General features: G+C 66.4%; 12 protein-coding genes. 2 read left to right on the forward strand and 10 right to left on the reverse strand.

The annotated features are described in order from the left end of the window. The first annotated feature begins 7 nt into the window (after positions 1-7). The gene (gene trxA, locus QZL87_RS00815) at positions 8-328 is read left to right on the forward strand and encodes a thioredoxin TrxA (protein WP_179493952.1); all 321 of its coding nucleotides are present in this window, start codon (positions 8-10) and stop codon (positions 326-328) included. Positions 329-430: 102 nt separating this feature from the next. Here trxA and QZL87_RS00820 read toward each other — a convergent pair whose 3' ends face one another. Genes QZL87_RS00820 through QZL87_RS00855 form a run of 8 tightly spaced genes read right to left on the reverse strand, consistent with a single transcriptional unit; the run spans position 431 to position 8,050 of the window. Next, entirely contained in the window at positions 431-2,104 is a 1,674-nt protein-coding gene (locus QZL87_RS00820; RefSeq protein WP_295322621.1) for a GMC family oxidoreductase, read from the reverse strand. Positions 2,105-2,124: 20 nt separating this feature from the next. Beyond that, a complete protein-coding gene (locus QZL87_RS00825; RefSeq protein ID WP_295322622.1) occupies positions 2,125-2,964 on the reverse strand; it encodes a sugar phosphate isomerase/epimerase in 840 nt (279 codons plus the stop codon). Then, on the reverse strand, positions 2,961-3,521 hold the full coding sequence (locus QZL87_RS00830; RefSeq protein ID WP_295322623.1) for a gluconate 2-dehydrogenase subunit 3 family protein: 561 nt from the start codon (positions 3,519-3,521) through the stop codon (positions 2,961-2,963). The genes QZL87_RS00825 and QZL87_RS00830 overlap by 4 nt, the downstream gene beginning before the upstream one ends. Beyond that, the gene (locus tag QZL87_RS00835; RefSeq protein ID WP_295322624.1) at positions 3,518-4,345 is read right to left on the reverse strand and encodes a DUF1080 domain-containing protein; all 828 of its coding nucleotides are present in this window, start codon (positions 4,343-4,345) and stop codon (positions 3,518-3,520) included. The genes QZL87_RS00830 and QZL87_RS00835 overlap by 4 nt, the downstream gene beginning before the upstream one ends. A gap of 11 nt (positions 4,346-4,356) precedes the next feature. Next, positions 4,357-5,238, reverse strand: a complete 882-nt coding sequence (locus tag QZL87_RS00840) for a TIM barrel protein (RefSeq protein WP_295322625.1) — start codon at positions 5,236-5,238, stop codon at positions 4,357-4,359. 20 nt (positions 5,239-5,258) lie between these two features. Next, positions 5,259-6,560 carry an MFS transporter gene (locus tag QZL87_RS00845; protein ID WP_295322626.1) on the reverse strand — a complete coding sequence of 434 codons (1,302 nt, stop codon included), beginning with the start codon at positions 6,558-6,560 and terminating at the stop codon, positions 5,259-5,261. Positions 6,561-6,603: 43 nt separating this feature from the next. Next, positions 6,604-7,647 (reverse strand): sugar phosphate isomerase/epimerase, encoded by a 1,044-nt coding sequence (locus QZL87_RS00850; RefSeq protein WP_295322627.1) that lies wholly within the window; start codon positions 7,645-7,647, stop codon positions 6,604-6,606. A 16-nt stretch (positions 7,648-7,663) separates the two neighbouring features. After that, positions 7,664-8,050: a c-type cytochrome gene (locus tag QZL87_RS00855; RefSeq protein ID WP_295322628.1), complete on the reverse strand. Its 387-nt coding sequence runs from the start codon at positions 8,048-8,050 to the stop codon at positions 7,664-7,666. Positions 8,051-8,145: 95 nt separating this feature from the next. Between QZL87_RS00855 and QZL87_RS00860 the strand changes: the two genes are divergently transcribed. Next, positions 8,146-9,309: a Gfo/Idh/MocA family oxidoreductase gene (locus QZL87_RS00860; RefSeq protein WP_295322629.1), complete on the forward strand. Its 1,164-nt coding sequence runs from the start codon at positions 8,146-8,148 to the stop codon at positions 9,307-9,309. A gap of 13 nt (positions 9,310-9,322) precedes the next feature. Here QZL87_RS00860 and argJ read toward each other — a convergent pair whose 3' ends face one another. Beyond that, positions 9,323-10,549: a bifunctional glutamate N-acetyltransferase/amino-acid acetyltransferase ArgJ gene (gene argJ / locus QZL87_RS00865; protein WP_295322630.1), complete on the reverse strand. Its 1,227-nt coding sequence runs from the start codon at positions 10,547-10,549 to the stop codon at positions 9,323-9,325. Positions 10,550-10,719: 170 nt separating this feature from the next. Then, positions 10,720-12,153, reverse strand: coding sequence for an aldehyde dehydrogenase family protein (locus QZL87_RS00870; RefSeq protein WP_295322632.1), 1,434 nt, complete (start codon positions 12,151-12,153; stop codon positions 10,720-10,722). Between the last annotated feature and the right edge of the window lie 56 nt (positions 12,154-12,209).

Here is a 12,209-nt window from a genome sequence, read left to right on the forward strand (position 1 = left end):
TTTTGAAATGGGTACCAAAGCCATTACCGATGCGAGCTTTCAAGCCGACGTCATCGACAGCGACACCCCCGTGCTCGTCGATTTCTGGGCCGAATGGTGCGGCCCGTGCAAGATGATCGGCCCGGCGCTCGAGGAAATCTCGGACGAACTCGCGGGCAAGGTCGTGATCGCCAAGCTCAACATCGACGACCATCCCGACGCGCCGAGCAAATATGGCGTGCGCGGTATCCCGACGATGATCCTGTTCAAAAATGGCGAGATTGCCGACACCAAGGTCGGCGCGGCGCCGAAGAGCGCGCTCAAGGGCTGGCTCGAAGGCGCGCTTTAAGATCACCCCGTCATCCCGGCGAAGGCCGGGATCCCGCCGGTGCGTCAAGAGGCAAGGTCGAGATCCCGGCCTTCGCCGGGATGACGGTCGTAGGGGGATTTTCTAGATCGCCCCCGCCTTGAGCTGCTTCACGGCGTAATCGGCGGCGCGCGCCGTCAGCGCCATGAAGGTGAGCGACGGATTGACGCACGAGATCGAGGCCATCTGGGCGCCGTCGGTGACGAACAGATTGGCGGCGTCGTGCGCCTGGCTCCATTTGTTGAGCACCGATTGGCGCGGATCGGCCGCCATGCGCGCGCCGCCCATTTCGTGGATGGCGTCGCCGGGGACATGCTCGCTGCGCCCGCTGGTGACGTTGGTCAGGCCGGCCCGGCGCAGCATCGCCTCGCCTTCGCTGCGCGCATCGTCCATCATGCGGATCTCGTTCTCGCGGAACGTCACGTCGAAGCGCATCAGCGGGATGCCGAAGCGGTCGACCTTGTCCGCGTGCAGGCTGACGCGATTATCCTCATAAGGCAGGCATTCGCCGAACGCGCCCATGCCGAATTTCCACGGGCCATAGCCGCGCATGCCATGCTTCATCGACGCGCCGAAGCCCTCGGGCGGCAGCGGATCGCGCCGCGCGCTGCCCTGATAGCCGTAGCCGCGCTTGAAACCGATCCCCTCCTCGCCGCCGACATTGCGGAAGCGCGGGACATAGACGCCGCCCGGACGCCGGCCATATTCAATAAAATCGGTCATCCCCGGAATATCGCCCGAGATACCGACGCGGAAGATATGGTCCATCACATAGCGGCCGAGCGTGCCGCTGGCGTCGAAATGGCTTTTGCCGCTGCCGGGGATACGCGAGTTCATCAATATCTGGGTCGAGGCCATCGCCGAGGCGCAGAGGAAGACGAGGCGCGCCGGGATCACTTCGGCCTGCTTCGTCTTCGCGTCGACCACGCGCACGCCCGTGACCCGCTTCGTCTTCGGATCATATTCGAGATTGGAGACCACCGCGTCCGAACGCAGGGTCAGCCGCCCGGTCGCGCGCGCCGCGGGGAGGGTGACCGCCTGCGTCGAGAAATAGGCGCCGAACGAACAGCCGCGCCCGCACTGGTTGCGGAACTGGCATTTGCTGCGGCCCTGATCCTCCTTGTCCTCGGTCATGTTCGACAGGCGCGTGTTGATCAGCTTGCGCCCCGGCGACGTCGCCTCGAGCCGTTCCTTCACCCATTTCTCGGCGACGTTCATCTGGATCGGCGGCTGGAACGCGCTGTCGGGCAGCTGCGGCAGATTTTCACGCGATCCCGACACGCCGATATATTTTTCGACATAATCGTACCATGGCGCGACGTCGTCATAGCGGATCGGCCAGTCGATTCCGACATTCTCGCGCTTGTTCGCCTCGAAATCCTCCGGGCTCCAGCGAAAGCTCCAGCGCCCCCAGATCAGCGACTTGCCGCCGACCGCACCCGGCCGGATCCAGTAGAATTTCTCGCCCTCGCCATAGGCATAGGGGTTGAGCCGGTCGTTGTTGTAGAATTTCTGGTTCGACGGCGAGACATAGCCGTGCGTGGCGATGAAATAGTCGCTCTTGACCAGCGGCTCGGGCATCATGTTGCGCGCCGGGATTTCATAGGGCGGCCTGCCGTCATAATCATAGTCGCCATGCTCGACCATCACGCCGCGGTCGAGCATCAGCACCTTGAGACCCTTTTCGGTCAGTTCCTTCGCGGCCCATCCGCCGCTGACTCCGGAACCGATGACGATCGCATCGAACTGGTCGGTCATATCTTATCCTCGAATATCGGTTAGGCGCGAAGGCGGCTGAGCGCGCTGAAGCTGGCGGTGATGTCGGGCAGATAGGGCGCGGGCGACTGGTCGTTCTCGACATAGAAATGCTCGACGTCGGCGACCGCGTTGAGCGTGAAGATGTCGGCGAAATCGATCACGCCCTTGCCGACGCTGGTCATCTTGCCGTCGGCGGTGCGGTCCTTGACATGATAGGCATAGATGCGTCCGGGCAGGCGCCGGATGATCGCCTTGGGATCCTCGCCCGCGGCGACCGCCCAGAACAGGTCGAGTTCGAGTCCGACGAGCGCCGGATCGGCGTCGGCGACCAGCGTGTCGAACAGGCTGGTGCCGCCCGGCTTCAGCGTGAACTCGAAATCATGATTGTGATAGGCGAAGCCCAGCCCCGCTTTTTTGAGCCGCTCGGCATAGCGGTTGAAATCGGCGACCGCCGCTTTCCAGCCTTCGGCGTTGCGATGCGCTTCGCCCATATAGGGGACGATCAGCGTGTCGGCGCCGAGCGCCTTGGTCATCGCGACCGCGCCGTCGAAATCGCTGGCGAGCGCCTCGTAGCCGACGTGGATCGAGGGCGACGTCAGGCCGAGCCGGTCCATCGTCTTGCGGAGCGCGGCGTGGTCCATCGCGTCATAGCCGCCGCCGCCATATTCGACCTCGCGATAGCCGATCGCCGCGACCTGCTCGAGCGTCCCCATCGGGTCCTTCGCGAAGAGTTCACGCACGGTGTAGAGCTGAATGCCGATGGGCTTTGATTTGAGGCTCTTTGCCATCAGCGGTCCCCCCGTCAGCGCCGCCGCGAGCGCCGCGCCGCCCGCCATCCATTGCCGTCTGCCGATCGTCATGACGAAAACACCTTCCTGATCTCGGAATAGGGATAGGCGCCGTCGTAGCGCCCGGGGACGGGCAGATATTCGCGTTCCTGCGTGATGCCGACTTCCGAGGTGAAATAGCCGGTGAGCACGAGCTGGCGGAACTTGTCGAAAAAGTCGGCGCCGCCGGGGAGCTTGTCCTCCATCGCCAGCGTCAGCAGCGCGTCCTGCTGGGCGGGCGTCGCCTTGTCGGCGGCGACCTTATAGTCCGCCCGGCTGCGCGCCTCGATCGTGTCGAGCCCGGCGAGGATCGGCTTGCGGTCGTCGGTGCTGGCCCAATCGGCGAGCAGCTTCTCGATATATTCGGGAACGCCCGCCGCGATGGCGCCGGGGGTGTCGGTCGTCGGCATCACGCGCTCGCTGAGCGCGGTCATCAGCGCGCGCTGCGGCGCGGTGAACACGGGCGAGGAGGGTGGGCCGCTGCTGATCGGCGTCACCTGCATCGCCGCCGCGCGGGCGATCGGTGCGAATAGGCTGGCGCCGAACATCGCGGCCATGCCCGCGAGCGCGTCTCTGCGGTCGATGATCATTTCACTTCGCCTTCGAAATCATGGCTCGCCGCCGCCTCGGGCAGCGGGCGCACCCAGATGTTGCGGAACGAGACCGGGCTATTGTGATCCTGAAGCTGGATCGGCGCGGCATCGCCATGCGTCTCATATGTGGCGACCTTGCGCCACACCGTGCTGCCAAGCCACGGCTGGCGGTTCTGCACGAGCACGCCGTTGAGGAAGGCGGTGACATAGGCGGGGCGCAGCAGCTTGCCGTCCGGTCCGAAGCGCGGGCGCTCGAAGACGATGTCGTAGCTCTGCCACTCGCCGGGCTTCCGCGACGGGTTCACCAGCGGCGGCTTCCAGGCATAGATCGCGCCGACGGTGCCGTCGGCATAGGTCGGGTTCTGATAGCCGTCGAGGATCTGCACCTCGTACCGCTGCATGAACCAGATGCCGCTGTTGCCGCGATCCTGCGAGCTCTTGCTCGGCGGATTGGGCGAGGCGAATTCGAGGTGGAGCTGAACGTCTCCGAAGCTTTGTTTGCTGACCAGCGCATTCTCGCCCTTGCCGTCGGCGCGCGGCACCGACGTCGCCGCGCCGTCCTTGACGGTCCACGGCGTCGCCTGCGGCTGCCACGCGTCGAGCGATTGGCCGTCGAACAGGACGATCGCGTCGGAGGGCGGGGCGCCGGGGACCGTGCCGGGAGTCACCACCACCGGATGCGGACGGTCCGAATCATGTACATGCCACTTCCCGCCGGGCAGCATCGGCGTGTCCTTGAACCCGGGCTTCTCCTCAGCGGCGGCGGGCGCGCCCGCTACCACGGCGGCCGCGATCGTCGCAGCCCATGCCAAACGCTTCACCTGTCTCTCCCTCATGCCGCGTCGATCGCGCGATAGGCGGCGACCAGCCGCTCCTCGCCCGCGCGTCCGTCGACCGAATTGCCGTGCTCCATCCCGATCACGCCCGCGAAATTCTTCGCGCGCAGCCAACGGACGATGTTGCGATAGTTGATCTCGCCGCTTCCCGGCTCGTTGCGGCCGGGGTTGTCGCCGAACTGGATATAGCCGATCTCGTCCCAGCAGCTCTCGAGCGTATTGATGAGGTTCCCCGCCTGAATCTGCTCGTGATAGAGGTCCGCGAGTATCTTGATCGCCGGGCTATTCACCGCGCGCGCGACCGCATAGCCCTGCGGCACGGTCGACATGAAGACGCCGGGATGGTTCACCAGCGTGTTGAGCGGCTCCATCACCATGACGAGCCCGTGCGGTTCGTAGATTTCGGCGGCGCGGCGCAGCACGTCGATCACGCGCCCCGTCTGGATCTCGACCGGCAGCTTGCGGTCCATGAAACCGGGGACGATCGTCATATGTTTCGAGTTCAGCCGCTTGGCGACGTCGACCGAAGCCCGGATATCGGCGAGGAAGCGTTCGCGATCGCCATCGTCGTTACCGCCGAGCTGCGGCCGGAAATCGCCCCAGCGCGGCATGCTCGCGACGAACACGCCCATCGTCATGCCGCGCTGCTGCAGCGCGCGCGCCATCGCGCTCTGGTCGGCGACCGAACGGCCGGCGGCCTCATTATCCTCCCATGCGGTAAAGCCCTGATCGGCGGCAAAGGCGATCTGTTCGAGCCGGTCGCCGCGGCTCTTGAAGCTGCCTTCGTGAGGGGCGTATTTCAGCGAAAAGCGCGCCGCGTTTGACGGTGTCGCGCCGGTCGCCGCGGTCGCTGCGGCGGCCGCGACACTGCTCGCCAACAGGGTTCGCCGCGAGAGCGTCACGCCGCCTCGCCCGCGAGCGCCGCGCGCGACTTGCCGCGCTCGCGCAGCCAGATGAAGCCGAACACGGCGAGCAGCACGAGGGGCAGGATCGCGAGCCGCTGGAAGGAGAGCGACGCGGCGGCGTCCTCGACCGCGAGCTTGGCGGCGCCGGTGAGCCGCGCGAAGGCTTCGGGCCCCCCGGCGAACTCGATCTTGGCGCGGTCGAACATCGCGCCCAATTGCGGTAGCACGAAAAAGCTGGCGAGCGCGCCGGCCGATCCGACGAGCCCCATCGCCCACGATCCGCCGCGCGGATAGCGTTCGGCGACCGAGGCGAGCATCGTCGGCCACATCACGCAGACGCCGAGGCCCCAGACGGTCGAGGCGAGGATCGCCGCGACCGGCGACTGCGCCTGACTGAGCATGAACAGGCCGATCGCCGCGAGCAGGCTCGATACCCAGAGCAGCCCGGGATTCGAGATTTTGTTGGCGAGCCGCCCCGCGAAATGGCGGAAAACGAACATCAGCGCGTTGACATAGACGAGCAGCAATATGCCGCGCATGCCGACGCGGTTCGACAGCGCGACGTCGATCCACTGACCGGGCGCGAGTTCGGACGCCGCGGTCAGGAACATCGCGCCGAACCAGATGAAGAAGCTCGGGCGGCGAAATACTTCGCCCATCATCTCGCCGAAACTGACGCCGCTTTGCTCGCGCAGCGGCGGTGGGAAGCGTGTCGTTGCGGCGATGATCACGGTCGCGGCGGCGGGGATCATCACCAGCGCCATGATGCCCTGCCACGGCAGGGCGGCCGAAAGGAAGAAGCCGGCGAGCCCGCCGACGATGATGCCGCCGGGGAACCAGGCGTGCAGCACGTTGAGCCGGTGCGTCGTGTCTTCGGGGTAGAGCTGCGCGGTCAGCGGATTGATCGCCGCTTCGGTCAGCCCCCAGCCGATGCCGCTGAGCAGCATGCCCGCCCACACGAGCCAATAGACGGTCATGCCGGTCGCGACATGGCCCGCGGTGACGATCATCAACGGGCCGAGGATGAAGCATAGCCCCGCGCCCGCCAGGCACCGCTTCATGCCGATCTGGTCGAGCAGCGCGCTCGCGACGAACAAAGTGATCGCGAAGCTCAGGAAGGCGGCGCCGAGCGCGGCGGCGACCAGCTCGCCCGCCTGCAGCGGCGCGACCGGGTCGATCCATTCGGCCTTGAGCCCGCTGGCGATCGCGCCGCGGATCGCGAGGCTCGCCGCGGCGGTGAACAGCGCGAGCACGCCGAGCCAGAACAAGCGTCCCTTGTGCAATGTGGTGGTCATGCGTCCCTCTCCCCGCTTGTCGATTATTTTTGCCGGTTATTTTTCAGTCGAGCCCCAGCATCGTACGGTTGAGCGCCGGATCGCTGCCGCCCGCGAAATCGTCGAACGCCTTGTCGGCCTTGCGGATCATGTGCGCGGCGATGAAGGGCGCGCCTTCGCGCGCGCCGTCCTCGGGATGTTTCAGGCAGCATTCCCATTCGAGCACCGCCCAGCCGGAATAGCCGTACTGCGTGAGCTTCGAAAAAATCCCGCCGAAATCGACCTGTCCGTCGCCCAGCGAGCGGAAGCGCCCGGGGCGATCGACCCAGTCCTGAAAGCCGCCATAGGCCCCCGAGCGCCCGGTCGGATTGAGTTCGGCGTCCTTGACGTGGAACATGCGGATCCGCTCGTGATAAATATCGATGAAGGCGAGATAGTCGAGCGCCTGCAGCACATAATGGCTGGGATCGTAGAGGATGTTGGCGCGCGGATGATTGCCGACGCCGGCGAGGAAGCGTTCGAAGGTCACGCCGTCGTGAAGGTCTTCGCCCGGATGGATCTCATAAGCGAGGTCGACGCCCTGTTCGTCGAAGGCGTCGAGGATCGGCCGCCAGCGTTTCGCGAGTTCGGCGAACGCCTCCTCGACCAGACCCGCGGGGCGCTGCGGCCATGGGTAGAGATAGGGCCAAGCGAGCGCGCCCGAAAAAGTCGCATGGGCATCAAGACCGAGCCGCCGGCTCGCCCTAGCGGCGAGATGGAGCTGTTCGACCGCCCATTGCTGCCGTTCGGCGGGCTTGCCCTTCACCGCGACGGGCGCGAAGGCGTCGAACTGGGCGTCATAGGCGGGATGGACCGCGACGAGCTGGCCCTGCAGATGCGTCGACAATTCGGTGATCTCGACCCCCGCCTCGCGGCAGGTGCCGGCGAGCTCGTCGCAATAATCCTGACTCTCGGCCGCCTGCGCGAGATCGATGCAGCGGCTGTCCCAGGTCGGAATCTGGATGCCGACATAGCCGGCATCCGCCATCCAGCGCGCCGCCGAGGGCAAGGTGTCGAATGGAGCCGCGTCGCCCATGAACTGCGCGAGGAAGACGGCCGGACCCTTCATGCGCCTGCCTTCCCGGTCACTTGGTTTCGGCCTTGAGATAGGCGATCAGCGCCGCACGGCGCGCGGGATCGGCCACTTTGACGACCATGCGCGTGCCGGGTACTTTCCTGGTCGGCGCGGCAAGATATTCGTCGAGCGACTTTTCGTCCCAGCGAATTTTCGAGGCCTTGAGCGCCGGGCTGTAGTTGAACCCGGCGACCGAGCCCGCCTGCCGGCCCATCAGGCCGTTCAAATTGGGCCCCATCACGCTTTTGCCGCCCGCTTCGAGCGTATGACAGGCCTTGCACGCGGCGAACGCCTGCGCGCCGGGGCCTGTCGGGCCGGCATGGGCCGCGGGAAACGGCGCAAGCGTCAATGCAGAAAATATGGCGCCCGCCAGCGGCAGGGCGAACAGAAATTTCATTATCCTCTCCCGTCTGGCAACAGCCGGTGCGATGATGTAACCGTTTAAAAGCGAATAATGCAAACAATTTTATGAATTCTGGCAGAGGGAATGCGATGAACGGTCGGTCGAAAATTCGCTATGGCATGGTCGGCGGCGGCGAGGGCGCCTTCATCGGTGCGGTGCATCGTATGGCCGCCGCGCTCGATAGCGAATATGAATTGGTATGCGGTGCGTTCAGCGCCGACGCCGACCGCAACCGGCGGAGCGCCGAGGCGCTCGGGCTCGATCCCGGCCGCGGCTATGCGACCTTCGCCACATTGCTTGCCGCGGAAGCCGCGCTGCCCGCGGACGAGCGGATGGAAGTGCTCGCGATCGTCACCCCGAACCATCTCCACGCCCCGATGGCGATCGCGGCACTCGATGCGGGTTTTCACGTTCTGTCTGAAAAGCCGATGGCGCTGAACCTCGCCGAGGCGCGGGCGATCGATGCGGCGGTCGGGCGCAGCGGCAAGCTCTACGGCCTTGCCTTCACCTATAGCGGCTATCCGCTGATCGAAGAAGCGCGTCTGCGCGTCGCGCGCGGCGATTTCGGCCGGATCCGGCTCGTACAGGCCGAATATTCGCAAGGCTGGCTAAGCCGGCCTATCGACCGCGACGGCAACAAGCAGGCCGAATGGCGCACCGATCCCGCGCGCGCCGGGCTCGGTGGTTGCCTCGGCGACATCGGGACGCACGCCTTCCAGCTTGCCGAGCATGTCTCGGGGCTGGCGGTCGAAGCACTCAGCGCCGACCTGACCACGCATGTTGCAGGCCGCCGCCTCGACGACGATGTGAGCGCGCTGCTGCGCTTCGAAGGCGGCGCGCGCGGGGTGCTCAAGGCGAGCCAGGTCGCCGCGGGCGACGAGAATGGTCTGCGCCTGCGCATCCATGGCGAGAAAGGCGGCCTTGAATGGTCGCAGATGGAGCCGAACAGCCTGACCTTGCGCTGGCTCGATCGCCCGACCGAGGTGATCCGTGCCGGCGGGCCGGGACTCGATCCCTCGGCGATGGCGCGGCTGCGCACCCCGGCGGGACACCCCGAGGGCTATATCGAGGCGTTCGCGAATCTCTATCGCAGCTTCGGCCGCGCCTTGCGCGCCGGTGCCGCGACCCCGCCGCCGCGCGGCGCGGCCGACTGGTTTCCCAGCATCGCCGACGGGTTGCGGACGATGGCCTTCGTCGAAGCGGTGGTCGCGAATGCGTCAGGCGATGCGAAGTGGACCGCGCTCGCGGACTGACGATCGCGAGGCGTCAGCTCCGGTAGTCGGCGTTGATGCTGATGTAGCCGTGGGTGAGGTCGCAGGTCCAGACGGTCGCGCGGCCTTCGCCGAGCCCGAGGTCGGCGCCGACGCGGATGTCCTGGCCTTTAAGGTGCGCCGTGACCGGCGCTTCGTCGTAACCATCCACCGGCAGCCCGTCCTTCGCGACCCAATGATCGCCGAAGCGGATCGCGAGCCGGTCGCGGTCGGCAGGTTCGCCAGCCTTGCCCACCGCCATCACGACGCGGCCCCAGTTCGCATCCTCGCCCGCGATCGCGGTCTTGACGAGCGGCGAATTGGCGATGGCGAGCGCGACGCGTTTCGCGCTGTCGTCGCTGGTCGCGCCGGTCACCTGCACCTCGATGAATTTCGACGCGCCTTCGCCGTCGCGCACGACCTGATGCGCGAGGTCGAGCGCGACCTGCCGGATCGCGGCGTAGAGCGCGTCTGCGCCCGGATCGTCGCGCGTGGTGAGCATGGTGTTGCCCGCTTTGCCTGTCGCAAACAGCAGCACCGTGTCGCTGGTCGAGGTGTCGCTGTCGACGGTGATGCTGTTGAAGCTGCCGCCGGTCGCTTCGCTCAGCATGTCCTGCAACAGCGCCGGTGCGACCGCGGCGTCGGTGAAGATATAGCCGAGCATCGTCGCCATGTCGGGCGCGATCATGCCCGATCCCTTGACGATGCCCGCGACATGGACGGTCGTGCCGCCGACGATCGCGCTGGCGGCCGATCCCTTGGCGAAGGTGTCGGTGGTGCCGATCGTTTCGGCGGCGGCTTCCCACGAGCAAGGCTGCGCGGTGAGCGCGGCCTCGACCCCCGCGCGCGCCTTGTCCTTGGGGAGCGGCACGCCGATCACGCCGGTCGAGCTGACGAAAACCTCCTTCGCGTCGCAGCCGAGATGAGCCGCGACCTGCTCCATGATCTGCTCGACCGCCTCGCGCCCGCGATAGCCGGTGAAGGCGTTGCTGTTGCCCGCATTGACGATCAGCGCGCGGCCCTTGCCGCCCTTCACCTGCTCGCGGCCGAGTTCGACTTCGGACGAGCAGCAGACGTTGCGCGTGAAGACGCCCGCGACATTGGTGCCGGGGGCGAGCTCGACAAAGGTGAGGTCGCAGCGGTCCCATTGCTTGTAACGCGCGCGCGCGACGCGGAGGGTGACCCCGGCGATGCCGGGCAGGACGGGGAAGGTGGCGGGGGCGAGGGGGGAGCGGGTGGTCATGCGAGGGCGCTTAGCTGGGTGGCGGGCAAAGAAAAAGCCCCTCCCCTTCAGGGGAGGGGTTGGGGTGGGGGCCATCGGCCTTGCGCAAGGCCGATGGCCCCCACCCGCTGCGACTAGCGAACAAGTCCGCAAGTCTCGCTGCCCTCCCCTGAAGGGGAGGGCTTAGGCAATTACGCCGGTATACCGCTGATCGACTTCACTTCCATGAAGTCCTTCAGCCCGAACACCCCGCCTTCGCGGCCGTTGCCCGACGCCTTGTAGCCGCCGAAGGCCGCGCCCGGACCGGGACCCCAGGCGTTGACCGCGACCATGCCGGCGCGCAGCTTCGGCGCGACTTCGGCGGCCTTGGCAGGGTCGCCGGAGACGACCGCCGACAGGCCATATTCGGTGTCGTTGGCGATCTCGACCGCCTGATCGAGCGTATCATAGGCCATGATCGTCGCGACGGGGCCGAACACCTCTTCCTTCGCGATGCGCATGTTGGGGGTGACGCCCGAGAAGACGGTGGGCTTGATATAATAGCCGCGGTTGACGTTCGAGGGCAGGCCGGTGCCGCCGGTCTCCAGCGTCGCGCCCTCGTCGATCGCCGACTGGATCAGACCCTGGATCTTGTCGAACTGCGCCTTGTTGACGACGGGGCCGATGTGGCCGCCCTCGGCCTGCGGATCGCCCACTTGTGTCCCGTCGAACATCGCCTTGATCACGCCGACGGCCTCGGCCTCGCGCCCCTTCTGGACGAGGATGCGCGTCGGCGCGATGCAGCTCTGCCCGGTGTTGACGAGCACGCCCTGCACCGTCGGCGGCAGCACCGCGGCGAAATCGGCGTCGGGCAGCACGATGTTCGGCGACTTGCCGCCGAGTTCCTGATGGACGCGCTTGACCGTGTCGGCCGCCGCCTTGGCGACGAGGATGCCGGCGCGGGTCGATCCGGTGAAGCTCACCATCTCGATGCCCGGATGCGCGCTGATCGCGTTGCCGACGGTCGGGCCGTCGCCCTGCACTAGGTTGAAGACGCCCGGCGGCACGCCCGCGGCGTCGAGGATCTCGGCGAAGATCACCGCGTTGCCCGGGCATTCCTCCGATGGCTTCAACACCATCGTATTGCCGGCGGCGAGCGCGGGGGCGACCTTCAATGCGATCTGATTGAGCGGCCAGTTCCACGGCGTGATCATGCCGACGACGCCGATCGGTTCGTAAGCGATCATGCCCGCGGCATATTTTTCGGTGAAGCTGAAATCCTTGAGCGCGGCGATCGTGCCAAGAAAGCCGCCGATGCCCGCGCCGACCTGCGCCGTGCCCGCGAAGCTGACCGGGGCGCCCATTTCACTCGCCATCGATTTCGCGAGATCGGGTGCGCGCTTCTTATATTCCTCGACGATGCGGTTCAGCAGCTCGAGGCGTTCCTCGCGGGTGGTCTGCGAGAAGCTCTTGAACGCTTCCTTCGCGGCAGCGACCGCGTCGTCGACGTCGGCGGCGGTGCCGAGCACGACGGTCGAGGCCGCTTCCTCGGTCGCGGGGTTGATCACGTCGTGGAGCTTGCCGCCCTTCGAGTCGACCCAGCGGCCGCCGATATAATGTTGTTTGAGATGCGTTTCGGTGCTCATGTCCTGTCTCCCATCGGCGGTCGATTTCGTCTCGGATTGCTACCTAATCACTGTGC

Origin of the sequence: uncultured Sphingopyxis sp. (assembly GCF_900078365.1) — a bacterium.
Taxonomy (GTDB): Bacteria; Pseudomonadota; Alphaproteobacteria; order Sphingomonadales; family Sphingomonadaceae; genus Sphingopyxis.

Excerpts from the sequence above, each read along its gene's own strand:
- argJ (WP_295322630.1), bottom strand. The coding sequence starts at position 10,549 with ATGACCACCCGCTCCCCCCTCGCCCCCGCCACCTTCCCCGTCCTGCCC.
- QZL87_RS00820 (WP_295322621.1), bottom strand. The coding sequence starts at position 2,104 with ATGACCGACCAGTTCGATGCGATCGTCATCGGTTCCGGAGTCAGCGGC.
- trxA (WP_179493952.1), top strand. The coding sequence starts at position 8 with ATGGGTACCAAAGCCATTACCGATGCGAGCTTTCAAGCCGACGTCATC.
- QZL87_RS00825 (WP_295322622.1), bottom strand. The coding sequence starts at position 2,964 with ATGACGATCGGCAGACGGCAATGGATGGCGGGCGGCGCGGCGCTCGCG.
- QZL87_RS00845 (WP_295322626.1), bottom strand. The coding sequence starts at position 6,560 with ATGACCACCACATTGCACAAGGGACGCTTGTTCTGGCTCGGCGTGCTC.
- QZL87_RS00830 (WP_295322623.1), bottom strand. The coding sequence starts at position 3,521 with ATGATCATCGACCGCAGAGACGCGCTCGCGGGCATGGCCGCGATGTTC.
- QZL87_RS00860 (WP_295322629.1), top strand. The coding sequence starts at position 8,146 with ATGAACGGTCGGTCGAAAATTCGCTATGGCATGGTCGGCGGCGGCGAG.
- QZL87_RS00870 (WP_295322632.1), bottom strand. The coding sequence starts at position 12,153 with ATGAGCACCGAAACGCATCTCAAACAACATTATATCGGCGGCCGCTGG.
- QZL87_RS00850 (WP_295322627.1), bottom strand. The coding sequence starts at position 7,647 with ATGAAGGGTCCGGCCGTCTTCCTCGCGCAGTTCATGGGCGACGCGGCT.
- QZL87_RS00855 (WP_295322628.1), bottom strand. The coding sequence starts at position 8,050 with ATGAAATTTCTGTTCGCCCTGCCGCTGGCGGGCGCCATATTTTCTGCA.